Source organism: Micromonospora sp. NPDC005257 (genome assembly GCF_042872445.1).
Classification (GTDB): Bacteria; Actinomycetota; Actinomycetes; order Mycobacteriales; family Micromonosporaceae; genus Micromonospora.
The window spans coordinates 333,416-351,675 of sequence record NZ_JBIAKL010000004.1; the positions used below are offsets into that span (position 1 = coordinate 333,416).

General features: G+C 72.2%; 16 protein-coding genes. 13 read left to right on the forward strand and 3 right to left on the reverse strand.

Features of this window, described 5'->3' with window-relative positions; genetic code table 11:
• The first annotated feature begins 104 nt into the window (after window positions 1–104).
• The 5 genes from ACFYO8_RS11415 (at window position 105) to ACFYO8_RS11435 (ending at window position 8,063) form a co-directional block, all read left to right on the forward strand.
• Complete coding sequence (locus ACFYO8_RS11415) at window positions 105–4,127, forward strand: SGNH/GDSL hydrolase family protein (protein WP_354864733.1); 4,023 nt, start codon at window positions 105–107, stop codon at window positions 4,125–4,127.
• A gap of 61 nt (window positions 4,128–4,188) precedes the next feature.
• A complete protein-coding gene (locus ACFYO8_RS11420; RefSeq protein ID WP_354864735.1) occupies window positions 4,189–5,085 on the forward strand; it encodes a hypothetical protein in 897 nt (298 codons plus the stop codon).
• Between the two features lie 137 nt (window positions 5,086–5,222).
• Complete coding sequence (locus ACFYO8_RS11425; RefSeq protein WP_354864737.1) at window positions 5,223–5,924, forward strand: cytidine deaminase; 702 nt, start codon at window positions 5,223–5,225, stop codon at window positions 5,922–5,924.
• A 77-nt stretch (window positions 5,925–6,001) separates the two neighbouring features.
• Entirely contained in the window at window positions 6,002–7,282 is a 1,281-nt protein-coding gene (locus tag ACFYO8_RS11430) for a thymidine phosphorylase (protein ID WP_354864739.1), read from the forward strand.
• A gap of 100 nt (window positions 7,283–7,382) precedes the next feature.
• Window positions 7,383–8,063, forward strand: a complete 681-nt coding sequence (locus ACFYO8_RS11435; RefSeq protein ID WP_354865264.1) for a DUF4272 domain-containing protein — start codon at window positions 7,383–7,385, stop codon at window positions 8,061–8,063.
• Window positions 8,064–8,069: 6 nt separating this feature from the next.
• Here the strand turns inward: ACFYO8_RS11435 and ACFYO8_RS11440 are convergent, their stop codons facing one another.
• Together ACFYO8_RS11440 and ACFYO8_RS11445 are read right to left on the reverse strand one after the other, a co-directional pair.
• The gene (locus ACFYO8_RS11440; protein ID WP_354864741.1) at window positions 8,070–8,921 is read right to left on the reverse strand and encodes a putative RNA methyltransferase; all 852 of its coding nucleotides are present in this window, start codon (window positions 8,919–8,921) and stop codon (window positions 8,070–8,072) included.
• A 3-nt stretch (window positions 8,922–8,924) separates the two neighbouring features.
• Window positions 8,925–9,398: a MarR family transcriptional regulator gene (locus ACFYO8_RS11445; RefSeq protein WP_354864743.1), complete on the reverse strand. Its 474-nt coding sequence runs from the start codon at window positions 9,396–9,398 to the stop codon at window positions 8,925–8,927.
• A 57-nt stretch (window positions 9,399–9,455) separates the two neighbouring features.
• Between ACFYO8_RS11445 and ACFYO8_RS11450 the strand changes: the two genes are divergently transcribed.
• Genes ACFYO8_RS11450 through ACFYO8_RS11465 form a run of 4 tightly spaced genes read left to right on the forward strand, consistent with a single transcriptional unit; the run spans window position 9,456 to window position 12,254 of the window.
• Complete coding sequence (locus ACFYO8_RS11450) at window positions 9,456–10,082, forward strand: hypothetical protein (protein ID WP_354864745.1); 627 nt, start codon at window positions 9,456–9,458, stop codon at window positions 10,080–10,082.
• Window positions 10,070–10,639 (forward strand): NAD(P)H-dependent oxidoreductase, encoded by a 570-nt coding sequence (locus ACFYO8_RS11455; protein WP_354864747.1) that lies wholly within the window; start codon window positions 10,070–10,072, stop codon window positions 10,637–10,639. The genes ACFYO8_RS11450 and ACFYO8_RS11455 overlap by 13 nt, the downstream gene beginning before the upstream one ends.
• Before the next feature lie 56 nt (window positions 10,640–10,695).
• Entirely contained in the window at window positions 10,696–11,127 is a 432-nt protein-coding gene (locus ACFYO8_RS11460) for a PPOX class F420-dependent oxidoreductase (protein WP_354864749.1), read from the forward strand.
• Window positions 11,128–11,177: 50 nt separating this feature from the next.
• Window positions 11,178–12,254 (forward strand): adenosine deaminase, encoded by a 1,077-nt coding sequence (locus ACFYO8_RS11465; protein WP_354864750.1) that lies wholly within the window; start codon window positions 11,178–11,180, stop codon window positions 12,252–12,254.
• Here ACFYO8_RS11465 and ACFYO8_RS11470 read toward each other — a convergent pair whose 3' ends face one another.
• Complete coding sequence (locus ACFYO8_RS11470) at window positions 12,255–12,668, reverse strand: hypothetical protein (protein WP_355093523.1); 414 nt, start codon at window positions 12,666–12,668, stop codon at window positions 12,255–12,257.
• A 385-nt stretch (window positions 12,669–13,053) separates the two neighbouring features.
• Here ACFYO8_RS11470 and ACFYO8_RS11475 point away from each other — a divergent pair, with 385 nt between their 5' ends.
• The 4 genes from ACFYO8_RS11475 to ACFYO8_RS11490 all read left to right on the forward strand — a co-directional run bounded on the left by ACFYO8_RS11475 (window position 13,054) and on the right by ACFYO8_RS11490 (window position 18,187).
• The gene (locus tag ACFYO8_RS11475) at window positions 13,054–16,713 is read left to right on the forward strand and encodes a nitrate- and nitrite sensing domain-containing protein (protein ID WP_354864754.1); all 3,660 of its coding nucleotides are present in this window, start codon (window positions 13,054–13,056) and stop codon (window positions 16,711–16,713) included.
• Window positions 16,710–17,114 (forward strand): roadblock/LC7 domain-containing protein, encoded by a 405-nt coding sequence (locus ACFYO8_RS11480; RefSeq protein ID WP_013283992.1) that lies wholly within the window; start codon window positions 16,710–16,712, stop codon window positions 17,112–17,114. The genes ACFYO8_RS11475 and ACFYO8_RS11480 overlap by 4 nt, the downstream gene beginning before the upstream one ends.
• Window positions 17,115–17,214: 100 nt before the next feature.
• Window positions 17,215–17,592: a DUF742 domain-containing protein gene (locus ACFYO8_RS11485; RefSeq protein WP_354865266.1), complete on the forward strand. Its 378-nt coding sequence runs from the start codon at window positions 17,215–17,217 to the stop codon at window positions 17,590–17,592.
• A gap of 1 nt (window position 17,593) precedes the next feature.
• On the forward strand, window positions 17,594–18,187 hold the full coding sequence (locus ACFYO8_RS11490) for an ATP/GTP-binding protein (RefSeq protein ID WP_269702284.1): 594 nt from the start codon (window positions 17,594–17,596) through the stop codon (window positions 18,185–18,187).
• Window positions 18,188–18,260: the final 73 nt, after the last annotated feature.

Consider the following 18,260-nt stretch of genomic DNA (forward strand, 5'->3'; position numbering starts at 1 on the left):
GCGCTTCGCACTCCTCCGTGCCCGGACGGTGACGGCGTGATGGCCCGGCGGTGACGACGCTGATCAATCTGCACGCAGCATCTTCTCGTCTGCGTGAGGTGATCATGAAACGTCCGCTGGCCACCGTGGGAGCGCTGTTGCTCGCTTCCACCCTGCTCGCTCCGTCCACCGCGAGCGCCAGACCTCCGGATCCGGGGGCCGCACCGGCAGGCTCCGGCACGCCGGCAGCCGGGTCCGCCCCGTCGCACCGTCGGCCCGCGGCGCATCCCGACCGGGTACGCGACCCCGACGCCCGCCTCGGCTCCGGTTGGCGCCGCTCGGCGGACCGCGCGGTCACGACCTCCAGCGACGCGACCGGCCTGCACGTGCTCGTCGCCGACGAGTCACAGGCATACGCGTGGCGCACCGCCGCCACCCTCGCCGAGCCCGGCTTCGACACCGACCAGTGGATCGGGCAGGCGTGCGTCACCGGTTCCGGTCGTCGCGCCGTGGTCGTGTACGCCCCGCGGACCTTCACCAACAAGGATGTCCTGATGCAGCGGGGCGGGTTCGCCGCCGTGGTCGACCTGAAGACCGGCGCGGTGACGAAGCTTCCGGAGCGGGTGTCGCTCGCCTATCACAACCCGGGCTGTGGGGCCGGTGAGGACGTCGTCCTGTCCCGCCTCGAGCAACCCAGCCGACCCGGCGAGGACGCCCGCACCTGGCTGGGCAGGGTGGACACCCGCCGTCCCGCCGCCGCCATCCGTGTGGTCCGGGCGACCGGGCAGGTCAGCTCTGCCCTGCCGGTCGGGAAGCGGCTCATCGGCGCCAAGGGACTCAGCCTCGTGCAGGTCGGCGCCAAGGGCGCTGTCAAATCCCTGTCCTCGACCGACGCGACGCCGTTCCGGCTGCTCGCCGACGGCCCGGACGGGGTGGCCTTCCAGGTCGTGCGTAACGGCCGGACCGAGTTCAAGCGGTTCTCCGCCGGCCGGGTCACCGCCCACGGCTCGGCCCCCGTGGGTGAGGTCAAGCTGCGCGCCGGTGCCGGTGGACGTGTCTTCGCGGTCGGCGGACGTGCCGAGGAGCGGATGGCGAAGGGCCTGCCGGGCACCTGGCGGGCGGTCGACGGTCTGCCCGACAGCGACATCTCCACCACCGGTGCGCTCGCTGTGCTGCGGGCCACCACGGGCCGGGAGGCGGCCGGGCGGCTAGAGGCCCGGCCGGGTGACGGCCAGGCGGAACGGGTGGAGATCCTGGCCCGCCGGACGGCGAACGACAACCGGCTGGACTTCTCGGTCGACCCGCAGGTGACGGGCGTCGGCCGGGTGTCGTCGCCGTCGCTGGCCGGCGCCAGCGGCGGATCTGCCGGTGCTCGGGCCGGTGGCTCGACGGGTGCCCGGACGGCCGCGTCGACGGGCGACCCGGATGTGACCGACGACCCGGACCGGAGCTGTGCCGTGTCGCGCAACGACCCGAAGATCCAGGTCTACCAGCCCACCGTCGCCCAGATGGAGTGGGCGGCGGACCTCGCGGTGCGCAACATGCTGACCTTCCAGCGACCGGCCAACTGGAACAACAACGGGATGGCGGCCTACTCGCCGCAGGAGATGTTCCCGTCGCTGGCCCTCGCCGGCGGGGGCAACGTGCCCGCCCAGGTCTTCCTCGGCATCCTCGCCCAGGAGTCGAACCTCTGGCAGGCCAGCTACCACGCGGTCGACGCCTCGGTGGGCAACCCGCTGACAAGTGTGGGCTACTACGGGCTCGACCTGGGATCGCCGAAATACGAGTTGATCGACTGGGCGAAGACCGACTGCGGCTACGGCGCGGGTCAGGTCACCTCCGGCATGAAGCGCACGGACAAGGACCAGTGGATCGCCGGCGTGCAGTGGACCGAGACGAAGCAGAAGGCGGTGGCCCTGGACTACGCGACGAACGTCGCGGCGGGCCTGCGGATCCTTCAGGACAAGTGGAACCAGACCCGCAACGCGGGCCTGATCGCCAACAACGGCGACCCGAAGTACATCGAGAACTGGTGGTTCGCCATCTGGGCGTACAACACCGGCTTCTACCCGCAGGACCCGCAGAATCCCTCGGCGCCGTGGGGCGTGGGCTGGGCCAACAACCCGGCGAACACCGACTATCCGGCCGACCGCAAGCGCTTCCTGACCGCACCGCTGGACGTGCCGAATGCGGACCCGCCCATCGACGACGAGGTCGGCTACGACAACGCGAAGCACCCGAATCACTGGTCCTACCCCGAGCGGGTGACCGGCTTCGCCTACACCTCGCTGATCCGCTACAACTACAAGACGAAGGGGTGGACGCCGACGTACGCGACCGCCCAGGCCCGGCAGCCCGACGTCGCCCAGGCGGCGCGGTACACGTTCTGCGAGCCCGACATCAACGACTGCGACGAGACGCTGCCGCCGAAGATCCCCGGCGACTTCCCGAAGACGGCGGCCGGGGCCTGCCAGCGGGACGACCTCAGGTGCTGGTGGCACGGGCCGGTCACCTGGACCGACTGTGCCGTCAACTGTGGTCTGGAGAACAGGCGATACACCGCCGTGGAGCCCCGGCCCTACGCGCAGCCGGGCGACAACGTCCACCCGACACCCGTCACCTCGGACGGCGCGTGCAAGGTGGAGGGCCTGCCGTCAACGGGCGTGAAGATCATTGACGACATCGACACGACAGTCCCCCTCGGCGCCGAGGGGTGCCGGCCCGACTACACCAAGGGCGGCAGGTTCTCGATGAACTTCGCCACCTACACGCAGTACGGCGGGAACGTGGTCACACCGGGCAAGGTCGACCTGCACCAGATCGGGGCCGGTTTCGGCGGGCACTTCTGGTTCAGCCACACGTACCACAAGGACCAGCAGCCGACGTACCGGATCACCGGCACCTGGACCATCAACCCGACAAACGCCTGGACCCGGGTCTGGGCCCACCTGCCCGATCACGGCGCGCACACCCGGCAGGCCGACTACATCATCCGCCGCCCGAACGGGGCGGTCGAGCATCGGATCATCCCCACCCAGTGGGAGTCGAACCGCTGGGTCAACCTCGGTGTCTTCGACTTCACCGGTTCCGGCACGCCGAAGGTGGAGCTGAGCAACTTCACCAGGGACGGCGCCGGTGTGCAGGACGTCGCGTGGGACGCCATCGCGGTACAGCCCTTGGCGAGCAAGCCGCGCCACTTCGTCGTGGCGCTCGGCGACTCCTACTCGTCCGGGGAGGGGACCGGGGACTACACCAGGGTCAGCGACCAGTACGGCGACGACGATCTGACACGGAACTCCTGCCGGCGTAGCGCGAACGCCTGGTCGCAGAAGGCCGTCATCCCGGGCGCGCCGGGGAACATCGGCAGCCTCGCCGCCGCGAACAATCCACTCATCGACGCGCAGTTCGTGGCGTGCAGCGGCGCCCGTACACATAACATGTTGAGCCCCGACCTGGTGTCCACCGCTGACAAGAAGTGGTACGGCAACGACGTCGAGGGCAAGTACGGGGAGATCAGCCAGCTCGACCAGGGTTCGCTGAACGCCAACACCACAGCGGTGATGTTCTCGATCGGCGGCAACGACGCACGTTTCACCGATGTCGCCATGGCGTGTGCGAGGCAGACCGACTGCAGCGCGTCGGACTACGTCATGGACGGCGATCCGAAACCGTTGCGCCAGATGCAGTCGGAGCTCGTCCAGGGCGAGGTCAAGGAGTCGGTCCGGGAGGTGGTCCGGCAGATCCGGTTGCGGGCGCCGAACGCCCGGATCTTCGTGATGGGCTATCCGCATCTGTTCGAGCCGAACTGCGAGTTCGGGCTGGTCCTGCCCGGCATCACCATCGGGTTCTCCTGGGACGAGACGATCTTCCTGAATCAGATGGCGGACATGCTCACGAACCAGGCGCTGCCGTCGGACGCGGCGAACAAGGTCCACGGGATGGACGCCCGGGGCACCTTCGCCGGGCACACCGTCTGCGGCGGGGACTACTACATCAACGGCCCGGTGGCCGGTGACGTCCTCAGGGATGACGACGGCGACCCGAAACAGCTCGTGAGCATGGAGTCGTTCCACCCCAACAAGGCCGGCGGCCTGGCCTACGCCAGTGTCCTCAACGACTACATGGCCACCTACAACTATCGCTGGTGACCTACGATCCGGGGGCCCGGCCGCGCACCGTCCGGGCCCCCGCCCCGTCGTGGAGGCCTCGATGAACGTGCTGTACCGCATGGCCGTCGCAGCCGTCCCGGGTGGACTGGGCGCGGCTGCGCTCGCCGCCCTCTGGCGGCACGAGGCCGACGTGGTGGCCGGCTGCGAGTCGGACACGATCGGCGGGTGTCTCAGCCCTGGCGTGCCGATCCTGCTGGTAGGCCCGTTGCTGGTGACCGCAGCCGTCTGGTTCGCGCTGCGGGCCACCGGTGCCGAACCGGCCGGCTGGGGCGCCGGGCTCGGTGCGCTCGCCACGGTGGGCGGCGTCCTGCTCCAGCAGGCGGTGGACAGCGGGGGGACGCCGACCTCGCCGGGGTTGGCCTTTCTGCTGGGCGTCGTCGGGTTCGGTGCCGGGGCCGCCGTCGTCGCGGTCCCCGTGCCGCCGGCTCTCCGTGTGGTGCTGGTGCTGGTGCTGCTCGCCCCGATGGCCGCGTTCCCGGCGGTGCGGCGGGAGGCCGGGCGAGCCCATGACCGCCGGACGTTCGCCGAGTCGGGGCTGGCGCTGGTGGTGCCGCGCGCGCCGGGCTACGACGTGACGGCCGCCCGGGCCGACCCGGATAGGCGGTTGCTCTGGGTGACCGTGACCCGTAGCGACCACTCGATCTACATGTCCCTGATCGACCTGCCGGCTGACTTCGCGCCGCCTGCCCGCTGCGGGCCTGCCGTCGCCGACGTGGGGTCCGCAGGCCGTGCCGGGTCCGCGCCGGGCTGCCGGCAGGTCGGCCCCGACCACTGGACCCGGTCCGAACCCGTGGGCCAGGTCCACCTCGTTCGTCGCGGCGAAACGTTGGTGCTGCTGGAGCCGGGTTATGGCACGCCGTCCGCGGACGTGGAGACGGCCGCGCGGACGCTGACCCCCGTGTCTCCGGCCCGGCTGGCCGAACTCGCCAACCGGTAGCGCGTAGGGGAGGGTCGCGCCGGGAACGTGTGCGTGTGGGCGGCTCCGGTCACGGCCGGAGGCGGGGCGCGAGAACACCAGTCCTCGCAGTGACGCTCCGTTGCCGTCGCCACGAGCGCATGCGGCAGAATGGTGGGATGACCGAGATCGACTGGGAGCGGCTGCGGGCCGCCGCCACCGAGGTTATGCGGCACGCCTACGTGCCGTACTCGAAGTTCCCGGTGGGTGCCGCCGCGCTCGTCGACGACGGCCGGCTCGTTGTCGGCTGCAACGTGGAGAACGCCGGCTACGGCGTCACCCTCTGCGCCGAGTGCGGCGTGGTCTCGCAGCTGCACGCCACCGGCGGGGGCCGGATCGTGGCGCTGTCCTGCGTCGACGCCAACGGTGAGCCGCTGATGCCGTGCGGCAGGTGCCGGCAGTTGCTCTGGGAGCAGGGCGGGCCGGGATGCCTCGTCGAGGCGAAGGACGGGCCGCTGCGGATGGCGGAGCTGCTGCCGCACGCCTTCGACGTGGCCGACATCGAGGCGGTGACCGGCGAGCACCCGGTGCCGGTGGTGCCGGACCGGCTGGCCGCCTGGCGGGGCCGGGGCACCGTCTTCGTGCACCCCGACCTGTCGGCCGGGCAGCAGGTGTGGACGGCGTACTGGGAGCGGTCGTCCGGTGAGACCGGCGCCGAGACCGGCGTGCTGGAGGAGGGCTCGACCTGGGACGAACCGGCCGAGGCGATCGAGTGGGGGCTGGCGCGGACGCCACGCGTGGTGGTGGTGGACGCGTCCGGCACGATCTTCTGGGCCGGTGAGGGTGAGCCTCCTACGGAGATTCCGGTTCGCTGGGGTTGAGGTCGGCCCCGGCCTGAGCTGGTCACCGTTCGCGGGTCGGTGCGGCCACGCGCGATCAATTGATTGGATCTTGAGAAGTGAGTGCTTTTACGGCGGTTGACGTCATCCGGGCCAAGCGGGACGGGGGTGTGCTGAGCGACGGGCAGATCGACTGGGTGGTCGACGCGTACACCAAGGGTCTGGTCGCCGACGAGCAGATGTCGGCGCTGGCCATGGCGATCCTGCTGCGCGGCATGACCGCCCCGGAGATCGCCCGGTGGACCGCCGCGATGATCGCCAGCGGTGAGCGGCTCGACCTGTCGCCGGTGGCCCGGCCGACAGTGGACAAGCACTCCACCGGCGGCGTCGGTGACAAGATCACCCTGCCGCTGACCCCGCTGGTGGCCGCGTGCGGCGCGGCGGTGCCGCAGCTGTCCGGCCGGGGCCTGGGCCACACCGGCGGCACGCTGGACAAGCTGGAGTCGATCCCGGGCTGGCGGGCGGCGCTCACGAACGACGAGTTCATCGCCCAGCTCCGCGACGTGGGCGCGGTGATCTGCGCGGCCGGCGACGGGCTCGCCCCGGCCGACCGCAAGCTGTACGCGCTGCGCGACGTCACCGGCACGGTCGAGGCGATCCCGCTGATCGCCAGCTCGATCATGAGCAAGAAGATCGCCGAGGGGACCGGCGCGCTGGTGCTCGACGTGAAGGTCGGCTCCGGCGCGTTCATGAAGAACGTCGACGACGCCCGCGAGCTGGCCCGCACCATGGTCGAGCTGGGCGGTGCGCACGGCGTACGGACCGTCGCCCTGCTCACCGACATGTCCACCCCGCTCGGCCTGGCCGTGGGCAACGCGGTCGAGGTGACCGAGTCGGTGGAGGTGCTCGCCGGCGGCGGCCCGGCCGACGTGGTGGAGCTGACCCTGGCGCTGGCCCGGGAGATGCTCGACGCGGCCGGCCTGCCGGACGCCGACCCGGAGGCGGCGCTGCGGGACGGCCGGGCGATGGACGCCTGGCGCACGATGATCCGGGCGCAGGGCGGCGACCCGGACGCGCCGATGCCCACCGCGAACGAGGTCGAGCTGGTCACCGCGACCGAGGACGGCTGGGTGGCCGAGGTCGACGCGTACGCGATCGGGGTTGCCGCCTGGCGTCTCGGCGCGGGCCGGGCCCGCAAGGAGGACCCGGTGAGCATCCCGGCCGGCGTGGTGCTGCACAAGCGCCGCGGTGACCGGGTGCGTGTCGGCGACCCGCTGTTCGAGCTGCGCGCCGAGCACGCCGAGCGGATGCCCGCCGCGCTGGCCGAGGCGCGCGCCGCGGTGCGGGTGGCGCCGGATGCGCCGGACGCGACGCCGCTTGTCGTCGAGCGGATCGGCTGACCGGGCCGGTCGTGGTGCCGGCCTGTCCGGAGCCGCTATCCTCCCAGGCCAAGGGGGATCGGCCGGCGACGAGCCGGGGTGAGCAGACAGGGGCTTGACCGTGCGCGTACCCGCTCCCGACCCCCGGGCCGTCCGGGAGGCCAGCCTGGACGAGTTGTCCCGGCTGGGTCTTCCGCTGCCACCGCCGCAGTTCCCGCTGGTCTGGGAGCCGGGCGACGAGATCGAGCTGCGTCCGACAGCGGAGATCGAGGCCCGGATCGCGGTGCTGCACGTGATCCTGGCCCGCTGCTTCGGGATGCCCGCACAGGCGGCGATGAGCTGGCTGCTGGAGTCGCACCTGGTCGACTCGGTGACGCCGCCGGAGTGGCAGTTCGTGATGGGCGGCCGGGGCGACCACAGGTCGTTCGTGCTGCACCACGACGCCCTGTTCTCGCTGGCCTGGGTGCTCGGACTGGCCAAGGAGCTGGACCCGACGGTGCCGGTGGACGAGCGGCTGGTCGAGCGGATGCCGAACCTGGTCGCGGGGGAGACGTTCGGCCAGTGGCGGGCCCGGATCCTGGCCGCACCGCAGCATCCCGGTGACGCCGCGGCCCTGCTCGACCTGCACTACTGCCTGGACTGGGCGTACCTGGAGACGGAAAAGGCCGGCGGACCGCTGCCCGGGCTGGTGGACGCCAACGCGATCGGGCAGCGCCGCTGGGCGCTGGAGTGGGCGGTGGTGCTGCGCGGGCCGTACCACGAGGAGCCGCCGGGCTGGGAAGAGGTCGACCTGTCCACCTGAGCGCGGTCAGCGCGGGCGGTGCACGCCGAGCCGGACCGAGAGCGTGACCGGCACCGGCTCGGGCAGCGTGGCGATGCGCGCGGCGAGTCGTTCCGGGCCGGTGTGCCAGGCGCTCGGTCCCATCCCGACGAGCGTGGCGACCTCGGCGCGGGTCAGCGCGAGCCGGGCCCGGTGCCCGGTCGCGGACTCCTCGGCGAAGTGGGCGCCGAGGCTGCCGGCGACCCGCTCGGCCTTGTCCGGGTCCACCCGCAGCAGGTCCAGCGCGTCGACGAGCTCGCTCAGGTGGTCGGCGGCCGGGGTGACCACCAACAACGCGCCGCCCGGGCCGAGCACCCGGTGGAACTCCGGGCCGTTGCGCGGCGCGAACACGTTCAGCAGCACGGCGGTGGACCGGTCGGCCAGCGGCAGCCGCTGCCAGGTGTCGGCCAGCGCGGCGGCGGCCCGTGGGTGCGCCTTGGCCGCGCGGCGCAGCGCCGGCTTGGAGACGTCCAGGGCCAGGCCGGCGGCGTCCGGCAGCGCCGCCAGCACCGCCGCGAGGTAATGCCCGGTCCCGGCGCCGGCATCGACGACCAGGGGGTACGGATCGACGCCCGCGACGCGTACCGCGGTGTCGGCGAGCGCGGCGGCGACGGTGCCGTAGTGGCCGGCGGCGAGGAAGTCGGCGCGGGCGGAGACCATCTCGGCGCTGTCCCCGGTGTGCGGGGCGCGGCCGGCGAGCAGGTTGACGTACCCCTGGCGGGCGATGTCGAAGCTGTGCCGGCGCGGACAGCGCAGCGCGCGGGCGGTGCCGGCGGTGGTCTCGGTGAGCGGTTCGGCGCAGACCGGGCAGCGCAGCCGGGCCAGGATGCGATCGTCCACGGCTCAGCCCTCCGCTTCCGGGCGGCCGGTGAGGTGGCCGATCACCCGTTGGCTGAGCGTGCCGAGCGCGGCCACCTCGGCCGGGGTGAGCCGGTCGATCAGGTGCCGGCGGACGGCGGCCACGTGCCCCGGCGCGGCGGCCTCGACGGCCCGGCGCCCGGCCGGGGTGAGCACGACGACCGAGCCGCGGCCGTCGGTGGCGCACTCCTCCCGGGTGACCAGGCCGCGTTGCTGCATCCGGGAGATGTGGTGGGACAGGCGGCTGCGGGACCAGAGCATCCGGTCGGCCAGCTCGCTGAGCCGTAGCCGCTGCTCCGGGGTCTCGGAGAGATCGCTCAGGACGTCGTAGTCCGGCTCGGAGAGCCCGGCGTCCTGCATCAGCTCCCGGGCCAGTTCGAGGTCGAGCAGGCGGCGCATGCGGCGGTAGCCGCGCCACGCGCGGTCCTGCTGTTCGTCCAGCCAGCGCGGTTCGTCCATGTGCCGATCCTACCGGTGTTGTTGACATGTCATCGAGTTGCCGCCTAGGTTGGTGACATGTCAACCAAAATGCCGTCCCGGTTGGTGCGGCTGTTCGCCGGCCTGGCGCTGTTCGGCGTCAGCGTCGCGCTGATGGTCCGCGCCGACCTCGGGCTCGCCTCGTGGGACGCGCTGCACCACGGTCTCGCCGGCCGCACCGGCCTGCCGATGGGCCTGGTGGTCAACGGCGTCGCGCTGCTGGTGCTGCTGCTGTGGATCCCGCTGCGGCAGCGCCCGGGCGTCGGCACCGTCGCGAACGTCGCGCTCGTCGGCCTGGCCCTCGACGCGACGCTGGCAGTGTTGCCGGCGGTCGACCCGCTCGCCGGCCGGATCGGCCTGTTGCTCGCGGGCGTCCTGCTCAACGGCCTCGCCACCGCGCTCTACCTCGGCGCCCGCCTCGGCCCCGGCCCGCGGGACGGGCTGATGACCGGCTTGGCCGCCCGCGGCCTGCCGCTCGGCCCCGCCCGCACCGGGATCGAGGTGACGGTGCTGGCGGTCGGCTGGCTGCTCGGCGGCGCCGTCGGCCCCGGCACCGTGCTCTACGCGATCGGCATCGGGCCGATCATCGCCTGGTTCGTTCCCCGACTCACCACGCCGGCCCCGGCCGCCGCCCCGACAGGAGTGACCTCGCCATGCCCCGCCTGAACGTCATCGTCGCCAGTACCCGCCCCGGCCGCGTCGGCCGTCGCATCGGTGACTGGTTCACCGCGGCCGCCGTCCGCCACGCCGGCTTCGACGAGGTACGCCTCCTCGACCTGGCCGAGGTCGCGCTGCCCTTCCACGACGAGCCGCACCACCCATCCGAGCGGGTCTACCTGCACGAGCACACCCGCGCCTGGAGCGCCGAGATCGACGCCGCGGAAGCCTTCGTCCTGGTCATGCCGGAATACAACTACGGCTTCAGCGCGCCGCTGAAGAACGCGATCGACTACCTCTACCACGAGTGGCAGCACAAGCCGGTGGGCTTCGTCAGCTACGGCATGACCTCCGGGGGCCTGCGCGCGGTGCAGATGATCAAGCAGGTGGTGACCACGCTGAACATGACGCCGGTAAACGACCAGGTGGCCGTCTTCCTGCGGCAGGCGCTGGACGAGTCGGGCGAGCTGCGCCCCGACCCCGGCCGTGAGGAGGCCGCCGCGCTCATGCTCGATCAGCTCGCCCGGCTGGCCGCCGCGCTCGCGCCGCTGCGGGTGACCGCGTGAGCGCGAGGAGTGAGCCGGGTTTGCGAGCCCCGCAGCCGCGAACGAAAGGCGGCACGGTGAGCGCCGGGAGCGGGCCGGAATCGCGGCTCTGGGAGCTGTTCGGCGAGCGCGGGCGCGGGGTGCTCGCCACGTTGCGCCGGGACGGCCGGCCCCAGTTGTCGAACCTCGACTACCTGGCCGAGCCCGGCTTGATCCGCTGCTCCACCACGGGTGACCGGGCAAAGGTGCGCAACCTGCGCCGCGACCCCCGGGCCGGCTTCCACGTCACCACCGCCGACGGCGGGGCGTACGCGGTGGCCGAGGGCACCGTGACGCTCACCCCGCCGGCCGCCGCCGCCGACGACGCCACAGTCGAGGAACTGGTCGAGGTCTACCGGCGGATCCGTGGCGAGCATCCGGACTGGGCCGAGTACCGGGCCGTCATGGTGGCCGACGGGCGGGTGGTCCTGCGACTCGCGGTGGAACGGGTGTACGGCTGGCGTCCCTGACCGGCCCGGTCGACAGTCCGGCACACACTCGGGGTGACTAGGGTCTGAGCATGGTCGCAATCTCGTACGAGGACATCGTCAAGGTCCCGAAGGCGCTACTGCACGATCACCTCGACGGCGGCCTGCGGCCCGCGACGATCGTCGAGCTGGCCGCCGAGGTCGGCCACGAACTGCCCACCACCGACCCGGCGGCGCTCGGCCTCTGGTTCACCGAGGCGGCGAACTCCGGTTCGCTGGAGCGCTACCTGGAGACGTTCGCGCACACGGTGGCGGTCATGCAGACCCCTGCCGCGTTGCGCCGGGTCGCCCGCGAGTGCGCGCTGGACCTGGCCGCCGACGGTGTGGTCTACGCCGAGGTGCGCTTCGCGCCGGAGCAGCACCTGGAGCAGCACCTGACGCTGGACGAGGTGGTCGACGCCGTCGTCACCGGTTTCCGGGAGGGCAGCGCGCTGGCCGCCGAGGCGGGCACCCCGATCCGGGTCGGCACGCTGCTGACCGCGATGCGGCACGCGGCCCGCTCGCAGGAGATCGCCGAGCTGGCCGTGCGGCACCGCGACACCGGGGTGGTCGGCTTCGACATCGCCGGCGCCGAGGCGGGCTTCCCGCCCACCCGGCACCTGGACGCGTTCGAGTACCTCCAGCGGGAGAACTTCCACTTCACCATCCACGCCGGTGAGGCGTTCGGCCTGCCGTCCATCTGGCAGGCGATCCAGTGGTGCGGCGCCGACCGGCTCGGCCACGGCGTACGCATCGTCGACGACATCACGCCGGGCAACCCGCCGGTGCTGGGCCGGCTGGCCGCGTACGTGCGGGACAAGCGCATCCCGCTGGAGCTGTGCCCGTCGTCGAACGTGCAGACCGGCGCCGCGGCCTCGATCGCCGACCACCCGATCGGGCTGCTGCGCGACCTGCGGTTCCGGGTGACTGTGAACACCGACAACCGGCTGATGAGCGGCACCTCGATGTCACGGGAGATGGCGCTGCTGGTGGAGTCCTTCGGCTACGGCTGGAAGGAACTCCAGTGGTTCACCATCAACGCGATGAAGAGCGCGTTCATCCCGTTCGACGAGCGGCTGCGGATCATCGACGAGGTGATCAAGCCGGCGTACGCCGAGCTGATCGGCTGATCACGACTGGCGGGGGTGGCCGGAGAGCAGCGCGGCCACCCCGCGCAGCACCTGCCCGGCCCGTGCCGCCTCGGCGCCCAGCCCGGTCTGCCGGCGCAGCACGGCCGGCTCGTCGCGCAGCAGCGCCACCCCGCGCCGGAGCAGCACCCGGGGCGCCTTGCGCTGCTCCGCGAGATCCCGGGCGAGGCGGCGCAGGAACGTCGCGCCGCGCGGGCGGCGCAGCGCGTACGCCCCGGCGAGCAGCCCGCGTCGCCGGCACTCGGCCACGATCTCGGCTGCGAAGATCCCCTCGGCGACGAAGATTGGCGATCCGTCGACATCGAATGGCCGGGTGGCCACCCGGCGGTCCGCGCCGATCGCATAAACCGGCACTTCGGCCTTGCCCTCGTGGGCCAGTCGGGCGATTGTTTGCACCGCTGTGTCCGCATCCCAGGACAGCGGGGACTCCCAATCTACCTGTCCGTCTCGACGTGGACACGTAGGGTCATCGCCGTCCTTGTAGAAGTCGTCCAGACAGAGCACCGGAAGTCCGGTTCGCTGGGCTATGTACGACTTTCCCGACCCGGAGGGGCCAGCTAGCAGGACGACGCGGTGCGGGTGATTCATTACCTTCAGTGACTCCGGCCAGACGGATTGCTATCAAATTGCATCAACATCTCATCACACCTCCGGCGAGGGACAACCTGGTCTTTCTCTTTGCGGAGCGGCGTGATGGAATCTCGGAGGTCCGACCCGCCGGGTCGGTCGCTCGGCGTTGCCCTCAGGGTGGCGCGGAGCGCGGTAATGCGAGGGCGGTGACGTGAGCAAACGGCCAACGACGGCGGGCTCCTTCCTGTCGCGGTTACGCCGGCCGATGAGCCGGCTGCGCGACATGCCGATCTGGTCCAAGCTCGGTCTGATCATGATCGTGCCGACCATCGCCACGGTCGTGGTGGGCACCAGTGGTCTGGTCGACCACCTGGAGACGCTCAACAATGCCAACCGGGCGGGCGATCTGGCCAACCTGATCGGCTACTCGGGTGACCTGGTCGACACCGTGCAGGACGAGCGGGTCGGCGCCGTGCTCTTCCTCGGCGCCAAGGAGTTCCAGACCCGGGCGCAGTACCAGGAGGGTTACAACCGGGCCAACCAGCGGGTGGACCAGGCGAAGTCGCCCTACCTGCGGCAGCGCGGCGAGATCGACGACCTGCCCCGCAACTTCGTCGGGCTGCTGGACACGATCGACACCCAGTTGAAGGACCTCCCGGCGACACGCAGCCAGGTGCTGAACGGCAAGCTCAAGATCAATGATGCCGACCAGGCGTACCGCCAGCTCATCGAGGACCTGCTGGCCATCCGCGACTCGGCCACCCAGCTCGCCGGCGACAACGACCTGAGCGACCGGATGCGCGCGTCGGCCGCCGTGGCCCGCCAGAAGGAATACCTGACCCAGCGCCGGGTCGTCGTCCACCAGGCGCTCACCCAGAACCAGTACACCGCCGCGCTGCGCGAGCAGTTCATCGCCAGCGGCACGGGCCAGTCGCAGTCGCTGGCGACCTTCCAGGCGGTCGCCACCGAGCCCGACAAACTGTTCTACGAGCAGACCGTCTCCGGGCCCGACCTGCGCAAGGCCGACCGCTTCACCAGCTTCGTCTCCGGCAACAACAACGGCTCGATGGAGAACGCCCCGTTCGGGTCGGACCAGTGGGACCAGACCATGGTCGCCAACGCCAAGCTGATCCGGACCGTGGAGGACCGGCTCGACGGCAACGTGGTCCGGCAGGCCGACGCGCTGCGCTCGGACACCCAGCGCCAGGTGTTCCTGGAGACCGGCCTGCTGCTCACCATGCTGCTGCTGGCCATCCTGTTCGCGTACCTGGTGGCCCGGTCGATGGCCCGCTCGCTGCGCGACCTGCGTCATGGCGCCCTGGCGGTGGCCCAGTACGGGCTGCCACAGGCGGTCGCCCGGCTGCGGGACCCGCAGGTGACCGGCCAGCTCTCCCCGGTCCAACTGGCCAACCAGATCGCCGAGCCGCTGCCGGTGCGCAGCAAGGACGAGTTCGGCCAGGTGACCGAGGCGTTCAACGCCGTCCACCTGGAGGCCGTCCGCACCGCCGCCGAGCAGGCCGCCCTGCGGGCGTCGGTCGCGACCATGTTCGTCAACCTGGCCCGCCGCTCGCAGATCCTGGTCGACCGGCTGATCGGCCACCTCGACCGGCTGGAGCGCGGCGAGGAGGACCCGGACCGGCTGGCCGAGCTGTTCCAGCTCGACCACCTGGCCACCCGGATGCGCCGCAACGACGAGAACCTGCTGGTCCTCGCCGGTGCGGACTCCACCCGCGTGCAGCGCGAGCCCGCCGCCCTGATCGACGTGCTCCGTGCCGCCCAGTCCGAGGTCGAGCACTACACCCGGATCGAGTTCGGCGTGATCGACCGGGACATCGAGGTCGCCGCGCACGCGGTGAACGACCTGGTGCACCTGGTCGCCGAGCTGTTCGACAACGCCACCGCCTTCTCCCCGCCGGACTCGCAGGTCATGGTGGAGGCCCGGCGGGTCGGCGACCGCGCCTCCCTCTACGTGGAGGACCGGGGCATCGGCATCAGCCCGGAGCAGCTCCGTGACCTCAACGAGCGGCTGGCCACGCCGCCGCAGGTGGACGTCGCGGTCTCCCGGATGATGGGCCTGGTCGTGGTCGCGCGGCTGGCCGCCCGGCACGGCGTCCGGGTCGAACTGCGACCGGGCGCCGACCGGGGCACCGTCGCCGACGTGACGCTGCCGACCTCGGTCCTGGTGCCGCGCGCCCTGTCCGGCCGCGGACCGTACGCACCGGCCCTGCCGGCCGCCGGCCCGCAGCAGAACGGCCCGGCGCCGGCCTTCGGCGCCCTGGCCGCCTTCGGCAACAACGCGCCGAGCCTTCCGCCCGCGTCCCACCCGGGCTCCTCGGGCAACCAGGTCACGCTCGGTGGACGCGCCTTCGACCCGGCGCCGCGCAACGGCTCGGGCACCCCGGCGAACGCCGGCGGCGGCCGTGCCATGCCGGCCTGGTCCGACCTGACCGGCGCCAACCCGGCCGGCGGGGACGGCGGATTCGGTCCCCGGCCCGCAAACGGCCAGTCGAGGGACCCGCTGCCCCAGCGGCGCAACCCGGCCGACGGCGACCCTGGCAGCAGCGGCCAGCAGCCGGCGATCCCGCGTCAGCTCCCGAGCAGCCCGGAGGCGCGGCCCTACAGCCCGCCGCCGGTCTCCGCGCCGCCCGTGCCGCCGGTGTCGGCGCCGCCGCTGCCGCCGGTCTCCGGCGTACCGGTCTCCGGCAACCCGATGCCGTACCGCCCGGTCTCGGCCGCCCCGGTCTCCGGCGACCCGTTCTCGGGCCGTCCGGTCTCCGCGGCACCGGTCTCCGGTGACCCGCTGCCGTACCGTCCGGTCTCGGCGGCGCCGGTCTCCGGGCACCCCGCGTCGGCCGCCCCCGTCTCCGGGCAGCCCACCGCCGGTCACCCGGCCTCCGCGCCGCCGGCGAACCAGTTGCCGACGCGCCCGGGGCCCGCCCCGGGTGTCAGCGCCCCGCCGGTCTGGCCCCCGGTCGCGCCGACGCCGGCTCCGCCGGCGCCGGAACGGCCCGCCAGTGGCATGGACATGACCACCGAGCTGCCCCGGGTGCCGCGCACGGAGATGCCCGCCACCCCGCAGCCGAGGGCCGGCCAGCCGTTCGCCGCTCCGGCCGCGAACCGGCCGTCCGAGGCCCGGCCCGCCACCCCGGCCACGCCGGTGTCGCGGCCGGCCACGCCGCAGCAGCCGGGCAACCGCCAGCGGTACGCGGACGAGACGATGGAGCTGCCGATCTTCCGCGAGCTGGAGTCGGCGTGGTTCCGTACCCGCCGGCCCGGGCCCGAGGAGGCGGCGGCCGCCCCGGCCCCGGCCCCGGCGACGAACGGTGGCGCCGCCGCCACCCAGCAGTTCGCCAAGGTGGACACCGCCGGCCGGCCCGTGCCGCAGCCGACACCAGCAACGACAGGTAACACACCGATGGCACACACTCCGACGGCCGGCGGAGCACCGCGTGAGAACGGCCCGGCGAACGGGAACACGCGTCCCACGTACACCGGTGGGCTGCCCAGCCGGCAGCCGACGGCGTCGTCGCAGTCCTCCTCCCCCTGGCAGACCGCGGCCGACGACGGCTGGCGGGCCGCCTCGGCGGCCACCGAGGTGCCGGTGGCGGAGACCACCCAGAAGGGCCTGCCGAAGCGGACGCCGATGGCGCAGCTCGTGCCGGGCAGCATCGACAAGCCCTCTGCGTCGGTGCAGCGGCGTACGCCGGAGGGAGTCCGGGGCCTGCTCTCGGCCTACCATCGAGGCGTGCAGCGCGGGCGTAACACCGACAGCAACACGACCGGCCCGGAGGGCACTCCGGGCGGGCAGCAGTCCTCGCAGTCTGGCTCAGGCCCGGTGGCCGGGAGCGGGCAGAAGGAGCAACAAGGATGACTACTACGCAGGATCTCGGATGGCTGCTCGCCAACTTCGCCGACCGGGTGCCCGGTGTGGCGCACGCGGTCGCGGTGTCGGCCGACGGCCTGCTTCTCGCCTCGTCCCGGGACCTTCCGCGGGACCGCGCCGACCAGCTCGCCGCGATCGCGTCCGGTCTGGTCAGCCTGACCCAGGGCGCGGCCCGCTGCTTCGAGGGCGGGGCGGTGTTGCAGACAGTCGTCGAGATGGACAACGGTTTCCTGTTCCTGATGTCCATCTCGGACGGCTCGTCGTTCGCGGTGCTGGCGGCGCGGAGCTGCGACGTGGGTCAGGTCGGGTACGAGATGGCCCTGCTCGTGGACCGGGTGGGCGATGCCCTGACGCCGCAGCCGCGAACGGCTGTGGGGATGATGGGCTGAATGACGCGCTGGCCGGTGGGTCAGGTGCGGGAACGACAACGACAGCGACGGATGCCACCGGGGCGAGCCGGTGCCGGGTACGAGGGAGGTGAGCGGCGAAATGGCGGATCGTGACGAGCCGACCGGAGCGTTGGTCCGGCCGTACGCCGTTACCCGCGGTCGTACCCGTCCCCGGCTCGACATCGCCCTGGAGGCGCTCGTCGAGACGACGGTGCGCGGTCGAGCGGTTGCCACTGGCAATGGTGGCCAAGGTCGTGAACACCAGTACATCGCCGCGTTGTGTGACGGACGTGTGCAGTCGCTCGCCGAGATCGCGGCGCGGATGCAGCTTCCCCTCGGCGTGGCCCGGGTGCTCATCGCCGACATGGCGACGGACGGCCTGGTCGCGGTCCACGAGCCGACCATTTTGGACGACTCCGACGACGCGATGGGCACTGAACTGCTGGAGAGGGTGCTGAGTGGACTTCGCAGGCTCTGACATGTCGCACCGGCCGCCGGCCCAGAGCGGCCGCGTGACGTCGGCGAAGATCGTTATCGCCGGTGGGTTTGGCGTCGGCAAGACGACGCTGGTCGGCTCGGTCTCGGAGATCACGCCGCTGACCACCGAGGCGATCATGACTTCTGCCGGTGTCGGCGTCGACGACACCCGGCAGGTGCCGGGTAAGACGACGACAACGGTGGCGATGGACTTCGGTCGTATCTCGATCGACCGTGACCTGATCCTGTACCTGTTCGGTACGCCGGGTCAGACGCGGTTCTGGTTCATGTGGGACGAGTTGGTCCGTGGTGCGATCGGCGCGGTGGTGCTGGTCGACACCCGGCGGCTCGCCGACTGCTTCGCCGCCATCGACTTCTTCGAGCACCGGCGGCTGCCGTACCTGGTGGCCATCAACTGCTTCGACGGCATGCAGTACCACGATCCGCAGGACGTCCGGGACGCGCTGGCGATCTCCCGCGACGTGCCGGTGGTGCCGTGTGACGCCCGTAACCGGGAGTCCACGAAGCACGTGCTGATCTCGCTGGTCGAGTACGTGCTCACCATGCGGCGCTCGCGGGCCGTCGCGCCCGCCTGACCGACGCGCGGAAGCGCCCGGCGGCCTGAGGCCACCGGGCGCTTCCTGGCGTCTGGGGATGGACACGGTACGC

Excerpts from the sequence above, each read along its gene's own strand:
- ACFYO8_RS11455 (WP_354864747.1), top strand. The coding sequence starts at position 10,070 with ATGCCCCGCCTGAACGTCATCGTCGCCAGTACCCGCCCCGGCCGCGTC.
- ACFYO8_RS11450 (WP_354864745.1), top strand. The coding sequence starts at position 9,456 with ATGTCAACCAAAATGCCGTCCCGGTTGGTGCGGCTGTTCGCCGGCCTG.
- ACFYO8_RS11415 (WP_354864733.1), top strand. The coding sequence starts at position 105 with ATGAAACGTCCGCTGGCCACCGTGGGAGCGCTGTTGCTCGCTTCCACC.
- ACFYO8_RS11445 (WP_354864743.1), bottom strand. The coding sequence starts at position 9,398 with ATGGACGAACCGCGCTGGCTGGACGAACAGCAGGACCGCGCGTGGCGC.
- ACFYO8_RS11420 (WP_354864735.1), top strand. The coding sequence starts at position 4,189 with ATGAACGTGCTGTACCGCATGGCCGTCGCAGCCGTCCCGGGTGGACTG.
- ACFYO8_RS11465 (WP_354864750.1), top strand. The coding sequence starts at position 11,178 with ATGGTCGCAATCTCGTACGAGGACATCGTCAAGGTCCCGAAGGCGCTA.
- ACFYO8_RS11480 (WP_013283992.1), top strand. The coding sequence starts at position 16,710 with ATGACTACTACGCAGGATCTCGGATGGCTGCTCGCCAACTTCGCCGAC.
- ACFYO8_RS11490 (WP_269702284.1), top strand. The coding sequence starts at position 17,594 with ATGTCGCACCGGCCGCCGGCCCAGAGCGGCCGCGTGACGTCGGCGAAG.
- ACFYO8_RS11425 (WP_354864737.1), top strand. The coding sequence starts at position 5,223 with ATGACCGAGATCGACTGGGAGCGGCTGCGGGCCGCCGCCACCGAGGTT.
- ACFYO8_RS11485 (WP_354865266.1), top strand. The coding sequence starts at position 17,215 with ATGGCGGATCGTGACGAGCCGACCGGAGCGTTGGTCCGGCCGTACGCC.